18 protein-coding genes are annotated in these 23,227 nt (G+C 59.7%); 7 read left to right on the plus strand and 11 right to left on the minus strand.

Annotated features, from left to right (window positions below):
- Positions 1 to 21: 21 nt before the first annotated feature.
- The 5 genes from NN484_RS02805 to NN484_RS02825 form a co-directional block, all read right to left on the minus strand.
- Positions 22 to 723, minus strand: a complete 702-nt coding sequence (locus NN484_RS02805) for an ABC transporter ATP-binding protein (RefSeq protein ID WP_064586349.1) — start codon at positions 721 to 723, stop codon at positions 22 to 24.
- A complete protein-coding gene (gene livG / locus NN484_RS02810; RefSeq protein WP_127649658.1) occupies positions 724 to 1,491 on the minus strand; it encodes a high-affinity branched-chain amino acid ABC transporter ATP-binding protein LivG in 768 nt (255 codons plus the stop codon).
- The gene (locus NN484_RS02815; protein WP_274658546.1) at positions 1,488 to 2,744 is read right to left on the minus strand and encodes a high-affinity branched-chain amino acid ABC transporter permease LivM; all 1,257 of its coding nucleotides are present in this window, start codon (positions 2,742 to 2,744) and stop codon (positions 1,488 to 1,490) included. The genes livG and NN484_RS02815 overlap by 4 nt, the downstream gene beginning before the upstream one ends.
- Positions 2,741 to 3,664: a high-affinity branched-chain amino acid ABC transporter permease LivH gene (gene livH / locus NN484_RS02820; protein ID WP_127649660.1), complete on the minus strand. Its 924-nt coding sequence runs from the start codon at positions 3,662 to 3,664 to the stop codon at positions 2,741 to 2,743. The genes NN484_RS02815 and livH overlap by 4 nt, the downstream gene beginning before the upstream one ends.
- A gap of 230 nt (positions 3,665 to 3,894) precedes the next feature.
- Positions 3,895 to 5,022, minus strand: coding sequence for a branched-chain amino acid ABC transporter substrate-binding protein (locus tag NN484_RS02825; protein WP_215501498.1), 1,128 nt, complete (start codon positions 5,020 to 5,022; stop codon positions 3,895 to 3,897).
- Positions 5,023 to 5,374: 352 nt separating this feature from the next.
- On the opposite strand from NN484_RS02825, the gene NN484_RS02830 reads away from it, so the two are divergent.
- The gene (locus tag NN484_RS02830) at positions 5,375 to 5,680 is read left to right on the plus strand and encodes a DUF2288 domain-containing protein (RefSeq protein ID WP_127649662.1); all 306 of its coding nucleotides are present in this window, start codon (positions 5,375 to 5,377) and stop codon (positions 5,678 to 5,680) included.
- A gap of 293 nt (positions 5,681 to 5,973) precedes the next feature.
- Here NN484_RS02830 and NN484_RS02835 read toward each other — a convergent pair whose 3' ends face one another.
- The gene (locus NN484_RS02835; protein ID WP_274658547.1) at positions 5,974 to 8,172 is read right to left on the minus strand and encodes a hypothetical protein; all 2,199 of its coding nucleotides are present in this window, start codon (positions 8,170 to 8,172) and stop codon (positions 5,974 to 5,976) included.
- A gap of 197 nt (positions 8,173 to 8,369) precedes the next feature.
- Between NN484_RS02835 and NN484_RS02840 the strand changes: the two genes are divergently transcribed.
- On the plus strand, positions 8,370 to 9,266 hold the full coding sequence (locus NN484_RS02840; protein WP_215501500.1) for an NAD(P)-dependent oxidoreductase: 897 nt from the start codon (positions 8,370 to 8,372) through the stop codon (positions 9,264 to 9,266).
- Here the strand turns inward: NN484_RS02840 and NN484_RS02845 are convergent.
- Positions 9,157 to 11,439: a putative bifunctional diguanylate cyclase/phosphodiesterase gene (locus NN484_RS02845; protein ID WP_215501501.1), complete on the minus strand. Its 2,283-nt coding sequence runs from the start codon at positions 11,437 to 11,439 to the stop codon at positions 9,157 to 9,159. The genes NN484_RS02840 and NN484_RS02845 overlap by 110 nt on opposite strands.
- A gap of 148 nt (positions 11,440 to 11,587) precedes the next feature.
- On the minus strand, positions 11,588 to 11,956 hold the full coding sequence (locus NN484_RS02850) for a YkgJ family cysteine cluster protein (protein WP_215501502.1): 369 nt from the start codon (positions 11,954 to 11,956) through the stop codon (positions 11,588 to 11,590).
- Positions 11,957 to 12,257: 301 nt separating this feature from the next.
- On the opposite strand from NN484_RS02850, the gene NN484_RS02855 reads away from it, so the two are divergent.
- Positions 12,258 to 13,607, plus strand: a complete 1,350-nt coding sequence (locus NN484_RS02855; RefSeq protein WP_215501503.1) for a spinster family MFS transporter — start codon at positions 12,258 to 12,260, stop codon at positions 13,605 to 13,607.
- A 149-nt stretch (positions 13,608 to 13,756) separates the two neighbouring features.
- Here NN484_RS02855 and rapA read toward each other — a convergent pair whose 3' ends face one another.
- A complete protein-coding gene (rapA, locus tag NN484_RS02860) occupies positions 13,757 to 16,603 on the minus strand; it encodes an RNA polymerase-associated protein RapA (RefSeq protein WP_127649668.1) in 2,847 nt (948 codons plus the stop codon).
- 241 nt (positions 16,604 to 16,844) lie between these two features.
- Here rapA and NN484_RS02865 point away from each other — a divergent pair, with 241 nt between their 5' ends.
- From NN484_RS02865 to ccoM, 3 genes are all read left to right on the plus strand, one after another.
- Positions 16,845 to 17,186, plus strand: coding sequence for a hypothetical protein (locus NN484_RS02865; RefSeq protein ID WP_003222394.1), 342 nt, complete (start codon positions 16,845 to 16,847; stop codon positions 17,184 to 17,186).
- Between the two features lie 126 nt (positions 17,187 to 17,312).
- On the plus strand, positions 17,313 to 17,474 hold the full coding sequence (locus NN484_RS02870; protein ID WP_164747860.1) for a hypothetical protein: 162 nt from the start codon (positions 17,313 to 17,315) through the stop codon (positions 17,472 to 17,474).
- Between the two features lie 148 nt (positions 17,475 to 17,622).
- On the plus strand, positions 17,623 to 17,736 hold the full coding sequence (ccoM, locus tag NN484_RS27250; RefSeq protein WP_003222396.1) for a cytochrome c oxidase subunit CcoM: 114 nt from the start codon (positions 17,623 to 17,625) through the stop codon (positions 17,734 to 17,736).
- 1,814 nt (positions 17,737 to 19,550) lie between these two features.
- Here ccoM and NN484_RS02875 read toward each other — a convergent pair.
- Entirely contained in the window at positions 19,551 to 21,026 is a 1,476-nt protein-coding gene (locus NN484_RS02875; protein ID WP_127649669.1) for an inorganic phosphate transporter, read from the minus strand.
- Between the two features lie 374 nt (positions 21,027 to 21,400).
- A complete protein-coding gene (locus tag NN484_RS02880; protein WP_003222398.1) occupies positions 21,401 to 21,601 on the minus strand; it encodes a hypothetical protein in 201 nt (66 codons plus the stop codon).
- Between the two features lie 647 nt (positions 21,602 to 22,248).
- On the opposite strand from NN484_RS02880, the gene pcaR reads away from it, so the two are divergent.
- Positions 22,249 to 23,091: a pca regulon transcriptional regulator PcaR gene (gene pcaR, locus NN484_RS02885; RefSeq protein WP_127649670.1), complete on the plus strand. Its 843-nt coding sequence runs from the start codon at positions 22,249 to 22,251 to the stop codon at positions 23,089 to 23,091.
- The last annotated feature ends 136 nt before the right edge of the window (positions 23,092 to 23,227 follow it).

Genomic DNA, 23,227 nt, shown 5'->3' on the forward strand with positions numbered 1-23,227 from the left:
TTTTTTGTTCAGCGAAAAGCATCAACCGCCCAGATACGCCTCGCGCACTTTCGGGTCGGTCAGTAGCGCTTCACCGGTGCCTTGCATCACCACACGGCCGTTCTCCAGAACGTACGCACGGTCAGCGATTTTCAAGGCCTGGTTGGCGTTCTGCTCGACCAGGAACACCGTCACACCGTCCTTGCGCAGTTGTTCGATGATGTCGAAGATCTGCTGGATGATGATCGGTGCCAGGCCCAGCGACGGCTCGTCGAGCAGCAGCAGTTTCGGCTTGCTCATCAGCGCCCGGCCGATGGCGAGCATCTGCTGTTCGCCGCCGGACATGGTGCCGCCGCGCTGGTTGAAGCGTTCTTTGAGGCGCGGGAACAGGCCGAGGACCTTGTCCATCTGCGCCTGATAGTCGCCCTTGTCGGTGAAGAAACCGCCCATGGACAGGTTCTCTTCGACGGTCAGACGGGCAAACACCCGACGACCTTCCGGCACCACCGCGATGCTTTTACGCATGATCTGCGACGAGTCCTGGCCGACCAGTTCCTCACCCATGTAGCGGATGCTGCCGCTGTGCGCCTGCGGTGAACCGCAGAGCGTCATCAGCAGCGTGGACTTGCCGGCACCGTTGGCGCCGATCAGGGTCACGATCTCGCCCTGACGGACTTCGACGTTGACGCTGTGCAGGGCCTGGATCTTGCCGTAGAAGGTGGAAACGTTTTCGAACTGCAGCATTTACGCTTCCCCCAGGTAGGCTTTGATCACTTCAGGATTGTCGCGGATCTGATCCGGCGTGCCGTCGGCCAGAGGTGTGCCCTGGTTGATCACGACGATGTGGTCGGAAATGCTCATGACCAGTTTCATGTCGTGTTCGATCAGCAGCACGGTCACGTTGTGCTCCTCACGCAGCACGCTGATCAGCGCCTTGAGGTCTTCGGTTTCCTTCGGGTTCAGACCGGCTGCCGGTTCGTCGAGCATGAGGATCCGTGGGCGGGTCATCATGCAACGCGCGATTTCCAGACGCCGTTGCTGACCGTAGGCCAGGGTGCCGGCGGTACGGTTGGCGAATTCTTTGAGGTTGACCTTTTCCAGCCAGTACTCGGCGAATTCCATCGCCTCGCGCTCGCTTTTGCGGAACGCCGGGGTTTTGAACAGGCCGGACAGGAAGTTGGTGTTCAGGTGACGGTGCTGGGCGATCAACAGGTTCTCGACCGCCGTCATGTCCTTGAACAACCGCACGTTCTGGAAGGTGCGCACCACGCCTTTGAGGGCGATCTTGTGCCCCGGCAGGCCCTGAATCGGCTCGCCGTCCAGCAAAATGCTGCCGCCCGTTGGCTGATAGAAACCGGTCAGGCAGTTGAACACGGTGGTCTTGCCGGCGCCGTTCGGGCCGATCAATGCAACCACCTGTTTTTCCTTCACGGTCAGGGCCACGCCATTGACCGCGAGCAAGCCGCCGAAGCGCATGCTCAGGTTTTCGACTTTCAAGATCTCGCGGCTCATTTTCGCAACTCCATGTGTGGGCGTTGCATCGGCAGCAGACCTTGTGGACGCCAGATCATCATCAACACCATCAGCGCACCGAACATCAACATCCGGTATTCGCTGAACTCACGCATCATTTCCGGCAACAGGATCATCACCACGGCGGCGAGAATCACGCCCAGCTGCGAGCCCATGCCACCCAGCACAACGATGGCGAGGATGATCGCCGACTCGATGAAGGTGAACGATTCCGGGGTCACCAGGCCCTGACGGGCGGCGAAGAAGCTACCGGCGAAACCGGCGAAGCTCGCCCCCAGGGTGAACGCCGACAGCTTGATGATCGTCGGATTCAGACCCAGTGCGCGGCAGGCGATTTCATCTTCACGCAGCGCTTCCCACGCACGGCCGATCGGCATGCGCAGCAGACGGTTGATGATGAACAGCGCCGCCAGCGCCAGCAACAACGCAACCAGGTAGAGGAAAATCACCTTGTTGATCGAGTTGTATTCGAGGCCGAAGTACTCGTGGAAGGTTTGCATGCCTTCCGCGGTTTTGCGTTCGAAGGTCAGGCCGAAGAACGTCGGTTTCTCGATGTTGCTGATGCCGTTCGGACCGCCGGTGATGTCGGTCAGGTTGCGCAGGAACAGACGGATGATCTCGCCGAAGCCGAGGGTCACGATCGCCAGGTAGTCACCGCGCAGACGCAACACCGGGAAGCCCAGCAGGAAGCCGAACGTCGCCGCCATCAGGCCGGCAATCGGCAGGCAGATCCAGAAGCTCAGGCCGTAGTAGTGCGACAGCAGCGCGTAGCTGTAGGCGCCGACGGCGTAGAAGCCGACGTAACCCAGGTCGAGCAGACCGGCCAGACCGACCACGATGTTCAGGCCCAGGCCGAGCATCACGTAGATCAGGATCAGCGTTGCGATGTCTACCGCGCCACGGGAGCCGAAGAACGGCCAGACCAGCGCACCGAGGATCAGCGCGATGATGATGTAGCGTTGAGTGGTCGGCAGGGTCAGGAAGTTGCTGGCCTTGGCCGGGATCAACGGCAGGCCCGGCGAGGATTTCCACGCCTTGCTGATCTGCTGGTTGAACAGCACCCGCAGGAACATCAGCACCGAGCACACGGCGATGGTCGCCAGAATGGCCGGGCTGGTGCCGTGCACTTCGAGGTTGATGCCGACGATGGTCAGTTTCAGACCGAGTACCGGGTAGGCCACAGCCCACACCAGCAAGGCACTGAACAGTGCCTGTTTAAGATTCCTAGTCATACTTTCTCAACCTCCGGACGGCCCAGAATGCCGGTCGGACGGAACAACAGCACCAGAACCAACAAGCCGAAAGCCACGACGTCCTTGTACTGGTCGCCGAAGATATCGGCACCGAACGCTTCCGCCACCCCCAGCACCAGCCCGCCGAGCATGGCGCCGGGGATGCTGCCGATACCGCCCAGTACTGCGGCGGTGAAGGCCTTGAGGCCGACGAGGAAGCCGGCGTTCGGGTTGATCACGCCGTACTGCATGCTCAGCAGCACGGCCGCGACGGCCGCCAGCGCAGCGCCGATGACGAAGGTCAGGGCGATGATGTTGTTGGTGTTGATGCCCAGCAGGTTGGCCATCTTGATGTCTTCGGCACAGGCGCGGCAGGCGCGGCCCAGGCGAGAGCGGGAGATGAACAGCGTGAGGCCGAGCATGGCGACCAGGGTCACCACGAACACCACGATTTGCATGTAGGAAATCAGCACTTCATGTGCGCCACCTGGCCCGATGGAAATGTTCCCAGGGATCAGGTTGGGGATGGATTTGTCCTTGGAGTCTTGCGCCAGCAGAACCGTGTTCTGCAGGAAGATCGACATACCGATGGCGGAGATCAGCGGGATCAGACGGTTGCTGCCGCGCAGGGGGCGGTAGGCGATCCGTTCGATGCTGTAACCGTACGAACTTGTCACGACGATGCTCGCGATGAAGGCAGCGGTCATCAACAGCGGGACGTTGTCGATTCCCATCATGGCCAGCCCGGCGATGGCGATGAACGCCACGTAGGAACCGATCATGTACACCTCGCCGTGGGCGAAGTTGATCATTCCAATGATGCCGTAAACCATCGTATAGCCGATGGCGATCAGGGCATACGTGCTGCCAATGGTCAGGCCATTAACCAGCTGTTGGAAGAAGTGATAGAGGTCAGGCATTACAACGCTCCTAAAAACCTGATACGCATTTCACTGGTGGAGTCATTTTCCCGCCCGGCCCCGTGGATCTTTATCCACTTCGAATCCGGGTTTTGCCAGCGAACCGCTGATGACGGTTTTGAGATTTTCAGGTGGGGAGACTGGCGGATCACGCCAGCGCGGCCCATACATTCGTAAAACAAAGCCCACGGCACGCCGTGGGCTTTATTGGCAGTCAGTCAGGGCGCGCCTTACTGAGGCGAAACTTCAGTTTTTGGTTTGCCGAAGTGCCACTCGTAAACCACAAATTTGAAGTCCTTCAGGTCGCCCTTGGCGTCGAAGCTCAGGTCGCCAGTCGGGGTCTTGAAGGTGCCGGCGTGAATGGCTTCAGCCACTTTGGCAGTGTCTTCGGATTTGGCCGCGGCAATACCGCCGGCAATCACTTCAACCGCCGAGTAGGAAGGGAACACGAACGGGCCGCTCGGGTCTTCTTTCTTCGCCTTGAATGCATCTGCCAGGGCAACGTTGGCCGGATCCTGGTCAAAGGATTTCGGCAGGGTCACCAGCAGGCCTTCGGAGGCGTCTTTGGCGATCTGCGAAATGGAGTCGTTACCCACGCCTTCCGGACCCATGAACTTGGCTTTCAGGCCTTTTTCCTGGGATTGACGCAGGATCAGACCCAGCTCCGGGTGGTAGCCGCCGTAGTAAACGAAGTCGACGTTGGCTTGCTTGAGTTTGGCGATCATCGAGGAGAAGTCCTTGTCGCCGGCGTTGACGCCTTCGAACACGGCGACTTTCACGCCTTTCTTCTCCAGGGTGGCTTTGACAGCGGTGGCGATGCCTTCACCGTATTGCTGTTTGTCGTGCAGCACGGCAACGATTTTCGGCTTCACGTGGTCGGCGATGTAGTTACCGGCGGCAGGGCCCTGGGCGCTGTCCAGACCGATGGTGCGGAAGACCATTTTGTAACCACGGGTGGTGATGTCCGGGCTGGTGGCAGCCGGGGTGATCATGATCACGCCTTCGTCTTCGTAGATGTCCGAAGCAGGCTGGGTGGAGCTGGAGCACAGGTGACCGACCACGAACTTGACGCCGTCGTTGACGACCTTGTTCGCGACCGCTACGGCTTGTTTCGGATCGCACGCGTCATCGTATTCAACGGCTTCGAGTTTCTTGCCGTCGACGCCGCCCTTGGCGTTGATTTGCTCGATGGCCATTTTCGCGCCACTGAACTGCATGTCGCCGTATTGGGCTACAGGACCGGTTTTAGGGCCGGCGATACCGATCTTGATGGTGTCAGCTGCGAACGAATGGCTGGCAACCCCGGCCAGAACCATAGCGGCAAACAGTTTGGAAATCTGCTTAGTAGCCTTAGTCATAGTGCTCCACTCTTACTGTTGTATTTTTTTTGAGTTCTGGCGCCGTAGCAGCAGAACCGGGTCAGATATCTTTGCGATACCCTCCGGAAATGCCCCCGGCAACTGTACCGGTACAGTGTAGAGCGCCGGTTGTTGGCCTGGGAAGCTGGCGCCAGGGGGCAAAACTTGTGGGTGTCGCATTTTTGAATGAAAAAGACAGAATTGCGGCGGGGCTTTCGTGGGGCTTATGCCCCAAACAGCAGCATTCCTTGGCGTTCCTGCTCTTTTCGTTCGGTGAAGCCATTTGCAACCGGGTTTTGCTGCCGGACCACCGACGTTATCATTCGCGTCGATTTCTTTTCCGGACAGTCCCATGAATCAAGAACCTAGCACCCTCTATGCCAAGCTGCTTGGTGAAACCGCATCTATTACCTGGAAAGAGCTGGAGCCGTTCTTCGCCAAGGGTGCCCTATTGTGGGTCGACCCGGCCCTGGATTTGATCGCCGCCGCCGAAGCCGTGGCCTCGGATGATGGCGAGAAAGTCGCCGCCTGGCTGGCCGAAGACAAGGTCGCCAAGCTGTCTGAAACGCGGGCGCTGGATATTTTCGAACGCGATCCCGCGCTGTGGGCGGTGGTGGTCAGTCCGTGGATTCTGATCCAGGAAAGGGCGCAGGTCTGAGCGGTTGCACCTTGATGGTGCGTGCTTCGTCTGTAGGAAAGTGTGTAGCCGAGTAGCGTGATGGCACGTTGCCGTAGAGAAACGCCACAAGCGTGGGTGGCATAACGGTGACGTAAACGTAACGGGCACAGTTTATTGAGCAGCCTAACGGCTGCTTAATTGTTTCTGAATGCTGGATTGGTGGGATTTGCGCGGCCTGAAAGGGCCAATCGCGAGCAGGCTCACTCCTACAATGGAAATGCGTTCCCCTGTAGGCGTGAGCCTGCTCGCGATTGCCGCGACTCGGTCTGTGATCAGACCGAGTAAGTCTTGCCGGTATGGTTATTGAGGGAAATAACCTTGGTCTTGCCGATGCGGTGACGGTAGATCTCGCGCAGGTACTTGATCGCCTTCTTCACGCAATCACGCGACAGGCGAATGTCGTTGATCGAGACGAACTTGTCCTTGTCGTTGATCAGCTCGCGGTATTTCTTCTCGTACATCGGCTTGATCGCGTACCAGTTGGTGTCGAGGATTTTCGCCGGGTTCTCGAATTCGTTGAGCAGGTCGTCGATGCGCTCTTCGTCGAAGTCTTCATGAATGATGAAGTCGAGAATCGAATTGTCCAGGGTCTCGTCGAAACGGTACGGAGTCTTCGCAAAGCAGCGCTTGATGAACGCCACGATCAACGTCAGGAAGTCGTCCGACAGGCACGGGCTCTTGGCGATCAGGGTGGTCAGCGACAGGTTGGCCGACGCACCGATCACCAGCGCATAACGCTTGAGCGTGGTGTTGGGGAACAGGCTGTTGAGGTGGGTCTTCAACCGGTTCAGGTCCATGTACGACAGCTTGTAGTCTTTGGGCAGCGAGACGATCGACACCACCGACGAGCAGTTCTTGAAGAAGTGCAGGTCGTGCAGGGCGGCAGCGTCATAGCCGGAGTTCTTGTACTGCTCCAGCGACGCGCGATAGCGCTTGGATTCGATCGGCAGCAGGCTGATGCCTTCGATCGCCTGGGTGACCTTGTTGAAGTGCGGCAGGTCGATCGAGCGGAAGAACAGGTCGTCGATGTTCAGGCGCTGTGGTTCTTTGTCGAACACCTTGAACTTGTCGCTGCTCGGCGGCGGGGTTTCCGGCACCACCGATTCGGCGTAGGCGATCGCCACCGGGCCGGCCAGGCTCATGAACAGGTCGTTGGCATCCAGGCGAATGGTTTCGCCGATGTCGATGCCGGCGCGGCGGAAGTAGTTCTGGTCGTAATCGGTGGTCACCGCCTGCGCGGTCAGGATGTTGAAGATCTGCTGCGAGATGTACTGGTTGGCGTGCTTCTCCATCGCATTGACATCAATGTTCTGGATGTTGCCGTCATCGCTTTCTTCGGCGTAGCGCATGATGTCGTTGGAGATCAGCATCATCGCGTTCCATGGGCGGATGCGGCCCATGACGCTGGCTTCACTGCTGTCTTCATTGGCGAAGTTGTAGGAGAAATCCCATTCTTCCGACAGGTATTTGCACAGCAGGCGTCCGGCGTTGATGTGCAGCGCCTCGGACATTTCACTGCGGTGGTCGGAAATGTTCGGCAGCACGCAGATGCCGCTGGTGAAGATCGGCTCGAACACGAACGAATGCCCGCTCTTGCCGTCATGCTCGTCCATCGGCTTGGTGTCGAACGTCTTGTTCATGTACGAGTGCTGCTGGGCCAGACCGAATTCCGAGGCCATGCCCGAACCGGTACCACCGCCGGCACTGAAGATCGAGAAGTACAGGCGCGACTGGTTGGCCTTGATGCCGCAGCTGTCGATCAGGTACGAGTGGATCATTTTCCAGTCGGGGCTGGAAAAACGCTGGGTGTCCTTGTTGAGGATGATCTTGGCCAGGTACTGGCCGAGGATCGGCGCGTTACCGGCGCCACCGGCGTGGACTTCGGACAAGTCCATGATCTTCATTTTGCTGTAGTCGCGCAGAAAGCCGCTTTTCTCGCCCTTGCGCGAAAAACGGATGCGCCCGGCGATGTCCTTGTCGAGGTCGCCGAGCATCACCAGCGGTTCCACCAGGAACACGGGTTTGCTCGATTTGTTCGGGCCGATGCGCAGGTTGTGCTTGATCCACTGCGCCGGGCTGTAGCCCTTGTCGGCCAGACGCCGCTCCGTCGCACGGTCTTCGTTGTTGAATTCGTTGAGGTAGAACTTGCGGGCGTTGTACACCAGCTCCGCGACGTCGAGGGCGATGTTCGAACCGCAGCGACCGAGGCCGATCAGGCACACCGACGGAAACTCCTGATCGTTGTGCTGCTCGTTGTCACCTTCCAGGTGCGGCGGGCGCGGGAACACCAGATCACGCAGGCCGTCAAGGTTGTCGAGGATGCGGTCAGTGTTGGTTTCGGTGTAGTACAGATATTGGTGAGTGCCCAGCGGGCGCGAAGGAGGCAATGGCTTCATCGGAGCCGGGCTGTTCGCCGCAGGGCTCAGGGGCAGATCGGATACCGCGGTGGCCGGATTGTTTTTAGAAGTCATTGTGCGCCATATACCTGGACAGGGTTGGCTCGGCGACCGTTGTCATCGAGCCTCACGGAAAGAGAATCTCGCGTCTTTGACTGCGCGTATTTGGCCCGGGCGTCAGGGGCTTGGCCTGATCGTCGCGCGGGGGAATCCTTTCCTGATCGTTCATGAATCGGCCATCATTCGGTGATCTTTAATCGAAAAGAGGCAAAATGATGTCAACGCTACCTTCGTTGGGATTTGCCGGAATCGGCTTGATGGGACTGCCGATTTGCCGCCGTCTGCTGGCGGCGGGATACCCGCTGACCGTGTGGAATCGCAACCCGGACAAGTGCGCGCCACTGGTCGAAGCTGGCGCCCGGCAAGTAGCGACCCCGGCCCAATTGTGCGAACACGCGGAGGTGGTGATGCTCTGCCTGGCCGACACGGCGGTGGTGCGCGAGGTAGTGTTTGGCGCCGGCGGTGTCGCTGAAGGTGCGAAAAAAGGCCAGTTGCTGGTGGATTTCTCCAGCCTGGAACCGACCGCTACACGTGAAATGGCCGCCGAGCTGGCGCAGAACACCGGCATGAGCTGGCTCGATTCACCGGTGTCCGGCGGCGTGGTCGGCGCCGAGGCGGGCAGCCTGGCAATCATGGTTGGCGGTGAAACGGCGGATCTGGACCGGGTGCGCCCGGTGCTGCTCAACCTCGGTCAGCGTGTCACCCACATGGGCGGCATCGGCGCCGGACAAGTGACCAAGGCTTGTAATCAGATGATCGTCGCCTGCAATGCGCTGGTGATTGCCGAAGTGGTGGCGCTGGCCGAACAGGCCGGGGTCGATGCCAGCCTGATCGCTGAAGCGCTGGCCGGTGGTTTTGCCGATTCGAAACCGTTGCAGATCCTCGCCCCGCAAATGGCCGAGAGCCGTTTCGAACCGGTGAAATGGCATGTGCGCACGTTGCTCAAGGATCTCGATACGGCGGTTAAATTCTCTCGCGAACAGGGCTCGGCCACGCCGATCAGCGGATTGGCCGCACAACTGATGCGCCTGCATGGGGCGCAGGGCTTTTTGCAGAAGGATCCAGCGACACTGATACAAATGTACCGCGCGCCAGACTCAACGGATTGACCGCGTGGACGTGTTTGCGTTGGTTGATTTCTTCCAGCACGGGGCGTAATTCGTCCAGCGGCACCGGGCGGCTGAGCAGGTAACCCTGAATGAAGTCGCAGCCCGAGCGCTCAAGAAACTCGTACTGCTCCAGGCTTTCCACGCCTTCGGTCACCACCTGCAGATGCAGGGTGTGGGCCATGACGATGATCGCCTGGACGATCTCCATGTCGGCGGTTGCCGTGGGAATGTCGAGGATGAACGAACGGTCGATTTTCAACGTGTTCAGCGGCAGGCGCTTGAGGTAGGCAAGCGACGAATAGCCGGTGCCGAAGTCGTCGATCGACAACGACACACCGAGGGCGCGGATTTGCCGCAACAACACCAGGGTGTTGGCGATGTTGCCCATCAATGCGTTTTCGGTGACCTCCAGTTCCAGCCGTTCCGGCGCGACCCCGGCGCTGCGCAGCGCGCTTTCGATCTCATCGGCCAGCTCTTCCCGGGCGAGGTTGAGTGGCGAGCAGTTCCAGGCGATTTTCAGTTCGTCGCAGCCATGGCGCGTCAGTTCGCCAAGGTCCGCGCAGGCCCGGCGCAGCACCCAATTGTCCAGCTCGGCGATCAGGCCGTTGGTTTCGGCAATCGCAATGAAACGGTCCGGGGCCAGCAGGCCGTGCACCGGGTGCTGCCAGCGGATCAACGCTTCGAGTTTGGTCACCCGGCCGGTTTTCAGTTCGAAAATCGGTTGGTAATACAGGGTCAGCCCGTGTTCTTCGCGCAGGGCCTGGCGCAGTTCTTCTTCCAGTTGCAGTTCCAGGCTGGCGCGGGTCTTCATGTTTGAACTGAAAAAATGCAGGCCGTTACGTCCGGCCCCCTTGGACTGATACAACGCCAGATCCGCGTGCTTGAGCAGTTCTTCGCAAGTGGTGCCGTCGTCGGGAAACAGGCTGATGCCGATGCTGGTGGTCATCACCATGCGCCGTCCGGCCAGCTCGATCGGCTCCTTCATTTTCAGCATGATCCTTTGCGCCATGTTGCGCGCTTCCTCGCGCTCATGCAGGCCGATCAGGATGCAAAACTCGTCGCCACCGAACCGTGCGACCACGTCATCATGGCTGCGCACCGAGCTTTTGATGTGATTGGCGATGACTTTGAGCAGGGCGTCGCCGGCGTCATGGCCGAGACTGTCGTTGATTCGCTTGAAGTGATCGATATCGAGAAACATCACCGCGAGCATACCGCCTTCGCTGGTTTTCTGGTTGAGTTTCTCGGCGAAGATCTGGTTGAAACCGCGACGGTTGATCAGGTTGGTCAGGGCGTCATAGTTGGCCACTTGTTGCAGTGACATCCGCGCCTGATCAAGCTGGCTGAGCAGGGCATTGACCCGGCGCAGGTCGTGCTCCTTGCTCTGCAGTTTCTTGTCGGCCAGCGCCGCACTGATTGCGCTACCCAGAATCAGCAGGATGATCAGCGCGACCGTCAGGCCCAGTTGCAGGTGATTGGTTTCGGCACTCAGGGTCGGCGCGGCGCCTTCGGGCAACACCAGGCGCATTGCGGCCATGCCGGTGAAATGCATGCTGATGATGCCGGCGCCGAGGATCATCGCAGCGGTGTATTTGAGCAATTGATGAAAACGCCCGCTGCCTTCACGCAAGTAACCGGCGACCCACAGTGCGGCGAAGCTGGCACCGACCGCAATCACGATCGACAGGCAAAACAACAGTGGCTGGTAGTAGGCATTGGCCACCGAGTGCATCGCCGCCATGCCGACATAGTGCATGCCGGCGATGCCCAGACCGATGATGATGGCGGTTTTCAGGTAGTGCACCAGGCTGGGCTGCGGCCCACTCAAGGTGTGCATCGCCAGCCACGAGGCGAGCAGGGCGATCAGCAGGGAAAACAGGGTGATCGCCAGGTCGTAGTGGATTTCGATCGGCGCCTGGAACGCCAGCATGGCGATGAAGTGCATGGCCCAGATGCCGCTGGCCAGGCAGGTGGCGCCGATCCAGCGCCACACCCGTCGCGAACCCGGATCTTCGGCGTGACCGACCCGCTCGGCCATGTCGAGGGTGGCAAAACTCGCGGCGCAGGCGACCAGATAGGCCACCAGCACCAGCAAGGGATTATGTGTGCAATCGAGAATGACCTGCCCGCTCTCCGGCAGCTCGGTAACAAACTGCAAACCAAGCCACTCCATAGCATGCCCCGTCTCTGAAGTCGTCCCTACTGCGTCATCAACGCAGGCGAATGAAAGCAGTATAGAGGCGGTTTTTGCCGTGCAAGCGATAGTGGCATATTGCAGTCAACGATTTCGGCATGAGCCTAATAGCGATTGGTGCTAAGCGTCAGGCGCTCTGGTCGTAATGGATCTGGTTCCATTCCGGGTCGAGAGGTGGCAAGCCGAAGCGCGCCCGGGCGGCGTCGCAGTCGACGTTCTGTTCACCGTTCTCCCACGACGCCTCGAACTCGCGGCAGGGGCTGGAGCGCTGCTCATAAATCGAGCACTGCACGTTGCTGCCCACTTCACCGACCAACGCTGTACAACGCGGTGATTTGCAGTCGGTGCCGTTCATCGCCACCCGACTGGGGGTGATCTGTGTCACCAGTTCATCGGGCACCGTACCCCCGGAGGATGAGCATTCACCCCAGAAAAAAGACACACGAAAATGGGAACAGCAGGCACCGCAATTCAGACACGGACTGACTTCGGACATTAGGGAGGGTATCAAAGGGGTTGATCGGCGAATCCGGACGGATCCGGCGGCTATTCTAGACTTCGCCATGAACTTGGGAAGGGGGGCGCGAAAGTATTTTTTTGTAGCCGGGTTTTGCCGTGAAAGCCCCGGTTTATGGGGGATTTCAGTGTTATCAAGGGCTTACGTTTCGTTACAGTGCCATGGCCCGTCATCAGGCTGACGAATGATCACAGACAGCCCCGTCAGGCGTGTCTAGATTGCAGGTTCCGGGCTCGGATGCGACGGCAGTGAAGCCCTATAACAATAAAGAGACGGACCCATGCAGAACTCGACCCAAGCGGCGAATGCCTGGCGCATTCTGTTCCTGTTGTTCCTGGCCAACCTGTTCAACTTCTTCGACCGCACCATTCCGGCGATCATCATCGAGCCGATCCGCATGGAATGGCACCTCAGCGACTTTCAACTGGGGATCGTCGGCACCGCGTTCACCCTGGTGTATGCGATTGCCGGTCTGCCGTTGGGGCGCATGGCCGACACCGGTTCGCGCAGCAAACTGATGGGCTGGGGTCTGGCGACCTGGAGTGCGCTGACGGCGGTCAACGGACTGGTCGGCAGCTTCTGGAGTTTCCTGCTGGTGCGCATGGGCATCGGCATTGGCGAAGCCAGTTACGCACCGGCGGCCAACTCATTGATCGGCGACCTGTTCCCGGCGCACCGCCGGGCTCGGGCCATGGGCATTTTCATGCTCGGTCTGCCGCTGGGGCTGCTGCTGGCGTTTTTCACCATCGGCGCGATGGTCAAGGCGTTCGACAGCTGGCGCGCGCCGTTCTTTATTGCGGCGGTGCCGGGGCTGATCCTCGCGGTGTTCATGTTCTTCATCAAGGAGCCCAAACGCGGCGCGGCAGAAACCGTGCAGGTGTCCCAGGAGAAAGTCGACAAGCCGATCCGCCGCGTGCTCGCCGTGCCGACGTTCCTGTGGCTGGTGATGGCAGGTTTGTGCTTCAACTTCGCCACCTACGCCTGTAACTCGTTTCTGGTGCCGATGCTGCAGCGATATTTCCTGATGCCGTTGCAGGAGGCGGCGGTGGCGACCGGGGTGATTGTCGGTATCACCGGGTTGATCGGCCTGACCCTCGGCGGCTGGATCGCCGACAAGATCCATCAACGGATCGCCAACGGCCGGCTGCTGTTTGCCGGCTTCAGCCTGATCATTTCGACCCTGTGCACCGCGTGGGCACTGCATGCCGGGCGCGTCGAGATCGGCGTGTTCGTCGCGGTGTTCAGCGTCGGCTGGCTGTTTGCCTATAACTTCTACACCTGCGTGTACACGGCGATTCAGGACGTGGTCGAGCCGCGCCTGCGGGCCACGGCGATGGCGCTGTTCTTTGCCGGGCTGTACCTGCTTGGCGGCGGACTGGGGCCGGTGGTGGTGGGCGCCTTGTCCGATCACTTTGCCCAATCGGCAATGCTTTCGGCGGGAGCGGAACAGATGACCGAGGCGTTCAAGGCCGTGGGACTGCATGACGCCATGTACCTGATACCGGTGGCGCTGTTCTTTACCATGGTGTTTCTGTTTCTCGCGGCGCGGTGTTTTGTGCGCGATGCGCAGCGGATGAAGGAGGGACTGGTGGCGGTGGTTGAGCCTGATGTTGCAGCGGCGACTGCTTAAGATCAAAAGATCGCAGCCTTCGGCAGCTCCTACATTGGAATGCGATCCTCTGTAGGAGCTGCCGAAGGCTGCGATCTTTGTTTTTTGCCCTGAACAAAAAGGCCCGCATCACTGCGGGCCTTTTCATTTATAGCGGTGGAGCAGAGGGCTTAACCCGCCACCAACACCCGGATCGCTTCCAGGCGCAGCGCCGCTTTGTCCAGCATCGCCAGACCCTGTTCACGCTGCTTGCGCAACGCATCCAGTTCGCTGTCACGCACGGTCGGGTTGACCGCTTGCAACGCGGTCAGGCGTGCCAGTTCTTCGTCGGTGTCGGCGGCCAGACGACGACGGGCCTCGGCCACGCGTTCGGCGTGACGCGGGGTGATCTTGTCTTCACCGGCGTTGATCCGTGGCGTCAGCTGATCGCGCTGGGCCTGGATGAACTTGTTGGCGCTGGCACGCGGCACGCTTTCGAGTTGATCGTTCAGGGTTTCGAACGAGACCCGTGGCGACAGGTCGTTGCCGTTGGCGTCGAGCAGGCAGCGCAGGGCGGCCGGCGGCAGGTAGCGGCCCAGTTGCAGCGAACGCGGCGCGACCACTTCGCTGACGTAGAGCAGTTCCAGCAGCACGGTGCCCGGTTTCAGCGCCTTGTTCTTGATCAGCGCGACGGCGGTGTTGCCCATCGAGCCGGACAGAACGAGGTCCATGCCGCCTTGCACCATCGGGTGTTCCCAGGTGATGAACTGCATGTCTTCGCGCGACAGCGCCTGGTTGCGGTCGTAGGTGATGGTCACGCCTTCGTCGTCGCCCAGTGGGAAGCTGGCGTCGAGCATCTTCTCGCTCGGCTTGAGGATCAGGGCGTTTTCCGAATGGTCCTCGCTGTCGATGCCGAACGCGTCGAACAGGGTTTCCATGTAGATCGGCAGGGCGAACTGGTCGTCCTGCTCAAGGATCGCTTCGACCAGCGCGTCACCTTCGCCAGCGCCGCCGGAGTTGAGTTCCAGCAGACGGTCACGACCGGTGTGCAGCTCTTGTTCCAGGCGCTCGCGCTCGGTGCGTGCTTCGTCGATCAGCGCTTGCCACTCGCCATCATCCGCTTCTTCGAGCAGCGGCAGCAGGCGTGGGCCGAACTGATGCTGCAAGGCGTTGCCGGTCGGGCAGGTGTTGAGGAACGCGTTCAGCGCTTCGTGGTACCACTGGAACAGGCGCTCTTGCGGGCTGGTTTCCAGATACGGCACATGCAGCTCGATGATGTGCTTCTGGCCGATCCGGTCGAGACGACCGATGCGCTGCTCGAGCAGGTCCGGGTGCGACGGCAGATCGAACAGCACCAGGTGATGAGCGAACTGGAAGTTGCGACCTTCACTGCCGATTTCCGAGCAGATCAGCACCTGCGCGCCGAACTCTTCGTCGGCGAAGTAGGCGGCGGCGCGGTCACGCTCGAGGATGTTCATGCCTTCATGGAACACCGTGGCCGGGATGCCGGAACGTACGCGCAGAGCGTCTTCCAGATCCATCGCGGTTTCGGCGTGGGCGCAGATCACCAGCACTTTGGTGCGCTTGAGCATTTTCAGCTGATCGATCAGCCACTCGACGCGCGGGTCGAATTTCCACCAGCGCTCTTCTTCGCTGGCGTCCGGCTGGGCCTGGAAGCTGACTTCCGGGTACAGCTCGGCGTGATCGCCCAGCGGCAGTTCGAGGTATTCGTCCGGGCACGGTAGCGGGTACGGGTGCAGTTTGCGTTCCGGGAAACCCTGCACTGCGGCGCGGGTGTTACGGAACAGCACGCGGCCGGTGCCGTGACGGTCGAGCAGCTCACGCACCAGACGGGCGCTGGCTTCGGTATCGCCATCGTTGACCGCCGTCAGCAGGGCTTCGCCTTCGTTGCCGAGGAAACCGTGGATGGTCTTGTGCGCTTCCGGCGACAGGCGCCCCTTGTCGAGCAGTTCCTGAACGGCTTCGGCCACCGGGCGATAGTTGTCGCTCTCGGCGCGGAACGCGGCCAGGTCATGGAAACGGTTCGGGTCGAGCAAGCGCAGGCGGGCGAAGTGGCTGTCCTGACCGAGTTGTTCCGGGGTGGCGGTGAGCAGCAGCACGCCGGGAATCACTTCAGCCAGTTGCTCGACCAGCGAATACTCGGGGCTGGCTTTTTCTTCGTGCCAGACCAAGTGGTGTGCTTCGTCGACCACCAACAGATCCCAACCGGCGGCGAACAGCGCGTCCTGAGCCTTCTCGTCTTCGACCAGCCACTCCAGCGCGACCAGCGCCAACTGGGTGTCTTCGAACGGGTTGGTGGCATCGCTTTCGATGAAGCGTTCTTCGTCGAACAACGCCACTTGCAGGTTGAAGCGGCGGCGCATTTCCACCAGCCACTGGTGCTGCAGGTTTTCCGGAACCAGGATCAGCACGCGATTGGCGCGGCCCGACAGCAGTTGGCGATGGATCACCAGACCGGCTTCGATGGTTTTACCCAGACCCACTTCGTCCGCCAGCAGAACGCGCGGCGCGATGCGGTCGGCGACTTCACGGGCAATGTGCAGCTGGTGCGCGATCGGTTGCGCACGCACGCCGCCCAGGCCCCAGAGCGAGGACTGCAACTGGCGGCTGGTGTGTTCCAGGGTGTTGTAGCGCAGGGAGAACCACGCCAGCGGATCGATCTGCCCGGCGAACAGACGGTCGCTGGCCAGACGGAACTGGATGAAGTTCGACAGCTGGGTTTCCGGCAGGGTGACCGCTTCGTTCTGCCCGTTGAGGCCGTGATAGACCATCAGCCCGTCGACGTCGTCGACTTCGCGCACGGTCATCTTCCAGCCTTCGAAGTGAGTAATGGTGTCACCCGGCGAGAACCGCACGCGGGTGAGGGGCGCATTCCGTAGCGCGTACTGGCGGGTTTCGCCAGTGGCCGGGTAAAGCACGGTCAACAAGCGGCCGTCCTGTGCCAGAACGGTGCCTAAACCAAGCTCTGCTTCGCTGTCACTGATCCAGCGTTGCCCCGGTTGATACTGCTGCGCCATGCTGCCTGACTCCCACCTTGAAAAAGCGGGCTATCTTAACGGAATGAGGGCCCGAGGCCAAAGGATTAGGAGCAGTTGCGAGCTTTTAGCTGCAAGCTGCAAGTCGAGGCAGGTGGCGGTCATGCGTCGGTTTTTCGAAGGCGTGCGGCACCTGTGAGTGCCAACCCGGTCACAAGTTTGCGACCAGCGGCTCAAGCCAGCTTCGCCCAAGCCGATAGCCTGCTGACAGGAGACCCTTTATATGCTGCCACCGATGCTCCCCTTGAGCGCTGTGCCGATCACTTCCCAGCAGGATCCGATTCGCCAGCGGCCGGACATCCCTCCGGTGGTGCCGGTGCAGGAAAGCTCCAACGAAAGCACGATCGACCTGCAAAAACGCGATCCGGAAGAGGATCGACTGCTGGCGCGCGAAGAACAACGCCGCCAGCAGGAGCGTGATCGCCGCCGACGCGAAGCCGACGAAGACCCGGAAGAACACCTCGCCGTGCCTGGCACCGAACTCAATGCCGACAACACGGTGCCGGTGGTGCCGCTGATGGAAGATCAGCCGCGTCAGGGCTTGTGGGTCGATATCGAGATCTGAATCGGTTCATTTACATGAATTGTTGTAGAGCGGTGGCTGGTCAGCGCTGACGTCAGGCGGCATGATTGGCGCAGTCCTGCCGGCGATGCGGCAGTTGTGATTTCTTCAAGCGATGCGCCCAACGCCATGAGCCAAGATGACAAACTGATCGACCTCAGCACTGAACGCGCCAAGCGTGTGCATGACCTCAACGAGAAACGCCTGAACGAAGTGCGCAAGGCCTTCGAACAGGCCATGCCGCTGGGAAAAACCCAGAAAAAGCCGAAAAAGAAACCGAAAAAGCGTTGATCTCCCTCCGCATCCGTTGATGCAGGTCAGTTATTTTCCCGCCTTTACCTTCTGTGTTGACCGGACTTGATCCTGGTCAATTTCTGCGCCTGCGTGATTGGTTAACTTAGTTCCATCGCAGCAAAGCAGGGGCCGGGAGGCCACAGTCATGTTTTTCGATAACGTGGTGTTTGCCGGGGTTCTGACCGTGGGGCTCATGGTTCTGTTTTTTGCAGGGTTTGGATTTTTTATCTGGAAGGATGCGAATAAGCGCAAGAAGTAGGTCTTTCTGGATTTGATGAGCACGCAAGGCATTTTGGGCAACTTCGGTTGCCCTTTTTTTTGTCTTCTTGGCGGCCTTTGGGCCGACCAGGCTCTTGGGGTTCTGGGTGAATATCCGTTTTTGTGGGTGTTGCTGATTACGGTTCCGCCCTTACGGCGGGTCACCTTTTTCAAACGCCAAAAAGGTAACCGAAAAGGCTTGCTCCTGCGTTCGGCCCTCGCAGGCTCGGGTTCCTTCGCTGCGGGATCAATCCGGGCGCAGCGGCTCCGGTTTGCTTCGCTGCACCTCCTTCCGCTGTGTACGACTGCGTCGTACGGTCGCTGCGCTCCCACGCCCGGATCAATCCCTCCACTCAGCCTTCCGACGTCGCCTTACAGATCAAGAGCTGCAGCCGAGCTTGCGCTCATCCTGTTGAGTGGTGAAGAGCTTGCGTTCGGCTTTTGATCTTCTGTAGGAGTGAGCCTGCTCGCGATGGCGGCCTACGAGCCGACCAATTTCTTGGCGCTGAAAAATCTCCTGTAGGAGCTGCCGAAGGCTGCGATCTTTGGGTTTTGATCTCATGCCCCTTCGGCACACCGTAGCTCGGGAACCCCGAGCCCCAGCGAGCGGGTCGTACGCTGGGGCTTAAGATCAAGAGCTGCAGCCGAGCTAACGCTCATCCTGTTGAGTGGTGAAGAGCTTGCATTCGGCTTTTGATCTTCTGTAGGAGTGAGCCTGCTCGCGATGGCGGCCTACGAGCCGACCAATTTCTTGGCGCTGAAAAATCTCCTGTTGGAGCTGCCGAAGGCTGCGATCTTTGGCTTTGGTTTTTGACCTTCAGCCCCTTCGGCACACCGTAGCTCGGGAACCCCGAGCCCCAGCGAGCGGGCCGTACGCTGGGGCCTTAAGATCAAGAGCTGCAGCCGAGCTAACGCTCATCCTGTTGAGTGGTGAAGAGCTTGCGTTCGGTTTTTGATCTTCTGTAGGAGTGAGCCTGCTCGCGATGGCGGCCTACGGGCCGACCAATTTCTTGGCGCTGAAAAATCTCCTGTAGGAGCTGCCGAAGGCTGCGATCTTTGGCTTTTGATCTCATGCCCCTTCGACACACCGTAGCTCGGGAACCCCGAGCCCCAGCGAGCGGGCCGTACGCTGGGGCCTTAAGATCAAGAGCTGCAGCCGAGCTAACGCTCATCCTGTTGAGAGGGGCGGCTGCGCCGCATGGGCTTACACAAATCAAAACTGTAGGAGCCAGCCTGCTGGCGATGGCGGCCTGACAGCCGACCAATTTCTGGCAGGAATGCTCAATCTTTGTGGGAGCTGGCTTGCCAGCGATGGCGGTCTACGCTCCGACCAAGCTCTAACTGAGCGGCCTCATTCCAACTGTGGGAGCTTGCTCGCGAAGGCGTCCAATCTGCCAATTAATCTCTAACTGAATACGTCCAATCCCATGTAGGAGCTGCCGAAGGCTGCGATCTTTTGATCTGCTTTGGCTTTGGCTTTTGATGTGGCTTTTGATCTTCAGCCCCTTCGGCAGGCCGAGCGAAGGTGTTCATCAGGGGAGAGGCGCGCAGCCGCATACATCGAGAGCAGGTGCAGCGAAGCAAACCGTAGGCGATGCCCCCTGATGGACACCGTAGCGAGGTGCCGAACGCCGGGGCAAAGCCTTTTGGGTTATTTTTTCGCTGGGCCGGCATTCCGGCGTTTGGAAAAAGTGACTCGCTGTAAGAGCAAAACCGCCAGCGGCAACACCCACAGCAACGGATATGCTCATAAATCCAAACCCAAAAAAAAGCGCGATCCTTAAGAATCGCGCCTTTCTCATGTGCTGCGGTTTATCAACTACCCAACGCCTTCGACGCCAGCCAGAACAAACCAGCCGACAGCGCCACAGTCGCCGGCAGGGTCAACACCCAAGCCAGCAAAATGGTGCGCACGGTGCCACCTTGCAGACCGCTCTTGTTAGCAACCATGGTGCCCGCCACGCCCGAGGACAGGACGTGGGTGGTCGACACCGGCAAGCTGAAGATGTTGGCCAGGCCGATCATGCTCGCGGCGGTGATCTGGGCCGACATGCCTTGGGCATAGGTCATGCCTTGCTTGCCGATCTTCTCGCCGATGGTCAGTACCACGCGTTTCCAGCCGATCATGGTACCCAGGCCCAGGGCCAGGGCGACCGCCAGAATCACCCAGAACGGGGCGTATTCGGTGGTGGTGGTCAGGTCTTTGCGCAGTTTGTCCAGGTCAGCCTTTTCACGGGCTTCAAGGCCTGGCAGCTTGGCGACTTTCTTCGCGGTGTCGTCCAGGCACAGCAGGTAGCGACGGACTTCGATGCGGCTGTCGGCCGGCAGCGAGTGGTAGTCCGAGACACCTTTAAGCGTGTGCAGCAGGGCGGAAATGGTCGGTTCGGTCTGCTGCGGGTTGCAGCGGAATTTCTCCGGCAGGTCGCCTTCTACGCTTTTGCCCAAGGCCAGGAACTCGCCGAGGGTGGAGGCGTTGCGCTGGTAGAACTGGCTCAGGTGCAGGGTCGCATCGCGAGTGCGTTCGATCTGGTAAGTGGTGCTGTTCAAGTCGAGGACGAACTGCGCCGGCACGATGCCGATCAGTACCAGCATGATCAGGCCGATGCCTTTCTGACCATCGTTGGAACCGTGCACGAAGCTCATGGCCATCGCCGACATCACCAATACCAGGCGATTCCAGAACGGCGGGTGCTTCTTGTCGTCGATCTTGCGGCGCTGTTCCGGCGTCTTGTGCATCTTCGACAGCGGGCGCCACCATTTCAGGCCGATCAGCACCAGGGCCGCGACCAGAAAACCGGCCATTGGCGAGAACACCAGCGAGGCGCCGATGTCGATCGCTTTCTGCCAGTTCACGCCGTCGGCCAGCGGAATGTCGTTGATCAGGGCGTTGGCCAGGCCGACACCGAGGATCGAGCCGATCAGGGTGTGCGAACTCGACGCCGGGATACCGAAGTACCAGGTGCCCAGGTTCCAGGCGATGGCTGCGGCGAGCAACGAGAACACCATCGCCAGGCCATGGCCGGTGTTCACATTGATCAGCAGTTCCACCGGCAGCAGGTGAACAATGGCATACGCCACGCCAACGCCGCCCAGCAACACGCCGAGGAAATTGAACACACCGGAGAAGAACACCGCCAGGTGAGGCGGCATGGCTTTGGTGTAGATAACAGTGGCTACCGCGTTAGCGGTGTCATGAAATCCATTGATGAACTCGAAGGCGAGGACAAACGTCAGGGCGAGCAAGAGGCTCACAAGCACCCAAGCATCCAGTCCGCTGAATAAATCGATCATGAAGGTTTTCTGACCCGGTCATAAGGGGGCGCGATTATGCCAGAAAAGACTGGAAATCGATCCCCTACCTGCTCATCGGTTGCCTACTTCAACGAATTAAATTGTTGCAAGGTGCAATGGCCGAGTGTTTTGCAGGGTTTTGCAAGTGACTGATTAGCTTATAAAAACAGCGATCGACCGAGGGTTTTGCCGAGGCCGGAGACGGCTCAAACGCTTGTGTGAAATATCTCTGAAACCTGTACGACACGCTCCATTACCGTGCAGGACGGGGAATTGGCCGCTGCCCGCGGGTAGCGGGCGCGCAAGGCATCGTCGCGTCACCGCGCTTGTAACCGGTGCCGACGCAGACCCTCGAAAAACTCAGGATCGCCCGTTCATGGCTCTTCGGTTTTGAGTTCTTCTTCCATCTTTTTCAGTTCTTGCTGGAAAACCTGATCCTGAACAGTGGGGCGTTTGCGCCATGCCTTGCGTTCCGGTTCGGGTTGAGCGGCGTAGGTGGTGACTTCCCCGCCGTAAACTTCCTTGTAACGTTGTTCCTGGCGCTCAAGTTCCGCGCGCAGTTCGTCTTTCGTCACAGTGCTACCTGTTTGAGTTGAGATAAATGTCTGGTGAAACGCACTGCAACGAATCGATTGAGCGAGTCCACCGACAGGCAATACCCGGACAGGCATTGGTGTTATCGGCAGGGCGATCAAGACTTCCATGTTGCAGGCGGCTACGGCACCAGATTAAAACTGACGCAGCATCAGTTTCCTGTTTCAGCGAGTGCTGGATTTGCATGAATCATGCGCGTCAGCGCTGGCCGGGGCTGTCGGCGATTGGCATCGCGTCGGCGGGTGGCGGTCTCGGCGAATAAACCGGGCGCCACTGAGATGCATTATAGCGGTCGATTCGGGAATGACTATCTTTGCCAAGTTAAAAACGGTTCCGGATGTGTGATTGTTTTGTGACTGACGTTTTTTATCGGTAGTTGCAGTCGGGCCAAACCGTTATTGGCCCGGTGTTGTGTTTTTGGCGTCATTAAGTCGAACAACTAAGGATCGATTCAGCGGCTCGACAAAGTTGAGAAAATATTTCCTGGAGGCCGAGCGCGGTCGCAGCAGGCGATTGCGATAATCGGTCGGCGGTTCGATAATCGCCCAATCTTGGCGCTCCGGCCCTTGTGCATCTGCCGGTGAGCCGCTTGTATAGCCATTGATCCGTGCCGGAAAAAGGACAAGAAATGAACGATCAAATGCGCAACTCCTTCACCTCCGTGGCGCCGCCGATCGTCGCTTCACCGGCCAAGCGTATTCAGGCGCTGACGGGCGACCCGGATTTCATGACCTCGCTGGCCCGTGGCCTGGCGGTGGTGCAGGCGTTTCAGGAGCGCAAGCGGCACCTGACCATCGCACAGATCAGCCACCGCACGGAAATTCCCCGCGCTGCCGTGCGCCGTTGCCTGCATACGTTGATCAAACTGGGTTACGCCACCACCGATGGCCGCACGTACTCGCTGCTGCCCAAAGTGCTGACCCTCGGCCACGCGTATCTGTCCTCGACGCCGCTGGCGGTTTCCGCCCAGCCGTACCTCGACCGCATGAGCGAGCAACTGCACGAGGCCTGTAACATGGCGACGCTTGAAGGCGACGACATTCTTTATATCGCCCGTTCGGCGACCACCCAACGGTTGATCTCGGTGGACCTGTCGGTGGGCGGGCGTCTGCCGGCCTATTGCACGTCGATGGGCCGCATCTTGCTGGCGGCGCTGGACGACACCTCGCTGCGCGAATACCTCGACCATGCCGAACTGGTGGCCAAGACCAGCCGCACGCTGCACACCCCGCAATCCTTGCTCGAATGCCTGCAGGAAGTGCGGCAGCAGGGCTGGTGCATCGTCGATCAGGAACTGGAACAGGGCCTGCGTTCGATTGCGGTGCCGGTCTACGACGCCTCGGGCCAAGTGGTTGCGGCGCTGAATGTCAGCACCCATGCCGGTCGCGTCAGCCGCACCGAGCTGGAACAACGCTTCCTGCCGGGCCTGCTCAGTGCCAGTCGCGACCTCAGCGCGCAGTTGTTTGCCTGAGGAAGCTGTTCGATAAACGCACAGTGTTGCGTTTATCGAATTGACGCTAAAACCCTCGGATCATTAATGTCGCGGCAGCGTCATCCGGCGCTGATGCGAATGAGCCTGCCGGATTGTCGACTCCCATAATAATGAC

The organism is Pseudomonas serboccidentalis (genome assembly GCF_028830055.1).
GTDB lineage: Bacteria > Pseudomonadota > Gammaproteobacteria > Pseudomonadales > Pseudomonadaceae > Aquipseudomonas > Aquipseudomonas serboccidentalis.

Excerpts from the sequence above, each read along its gene's own strand:
- rapA (WP_127649668.1), bottom strand. The coding sequence starts at position 16,603 with ATGGCGCAGCAGTATCAACCGGGGCAACGCTGGATCAGTGACAGCGAA.
- NN484_RS02805 (WP_064586349.1), bottom strand. The coding sequence starts at position 723 with ATGCTGCAGTTCGAAAACGTTTCCACCTTCTACGGCAAGATCCAGGCC.
- NN484_RS02865 (WP_003222394.1), top strand. The coding sequence starts at position 16,845 with ATGCTGCCACCGATGCTCCCCTTGAGCGCTGTGCCGATCACTTCCCAG.
- NN484_RS02850 (WP_215501502.1), bottom strand. The coding sequence starts at position 11,956 with ATGTCCGAAGTCAGTCCGTGTCTGAATTGCGGTGCCTGCTGTTCCCAT.
- NN484_RS02815 (WP_274658546.1), bottom strand. The coding sequence starts at position 2,744 with ATGACTAGGAATCTTAAACAGGCACTGTTCAGTGCCTTGCTGGTGTGG.
- pcaR (WP_127649670.1), top strand. The coding sequence starts at position 22,249 with ATGAACGATCAAATGCGCAACTCCTTCACCTCCGTGGCGCCGCCGATC.
- NN484_RS02830 (WP_127649662.1), top strand. The coding sequence starts at position 5,375 with ATGAATCAAGAACCTAGCACCCTCTATGCCAAGCTGCTTGGTGAAACC.
- livH (WP_127649660.1), bottom strand. The coding sequence starts at position 3,664 with ATGCCTGACCTCTATCACTTCTTCCAACAGCTGGTTAATGGCCTGACC.
- ccoM (WP_003222396.1), top strand. The coding sequence starts at position 17,623 with ATGTTTTTCGATAACGTGGTGTTTGCCGGGGTTCTGACCGTGGGGCTC.
- NN484_RS02835 (WP_274658547.1), bottom strand. The coding sequence starts at position 8,172 with ATGACTTCTAAAAACAATCCGGCCACCGCGGTATCCGATCTGCCCCTG.
- NN484_RS02870 (WP_164747860.1), top strand. The coding sequence starts at position 17,313 with ATGAGCCAAGATGACAAACTGATCGACCTCAGCACTGAACGCGCCAAG.
- NN484_RS02875 (WP_127649669.1), bottom strand. The coding sequence starts at position 21,026 with ATGATCGATTTATTCAGCGGACTGGATGCTTGGGTGCTTGTGAGCCTC.
- NN484_RS02845 (WP_215501501.1), bottom strand. The coding sequence starts at position 11,439 with ATGGAGTGGCTTGGTTTGCAGTTTGTTACCGAGCTGCCGGAGAGCGGG.
- livG (WP_127649658.1), bottom strand. The coding sequence starts at position 1,491 with ATGAGCCGCGAGATCTTGAAAGTCGAAAACCTGAGCATGCGCTTCGGC.
- NN484_RS02840 (WP_215501500.1), top strand. The coding sequence starts at position 8,370 with ATGATGTCAACGCTACCTTCGTTGGGATTTGCCGGAATCGGCTTGATG.
- NN484_RS02855 (WP_215501503.1), top strand. The coding sequence starts at position 12,258 with ATGCAGAACTCGACCCAAGCGGCGAATGCCTGGCGCATTCTGTTCCTG.
- NN484_RS02825 (WP_215501498.1), bottom strand. The coding sequence starts at position 5,022 with ATGACTAAGGCTACTAAGCAGATTTCCAAACTGTTTGCCGCTATGGTT.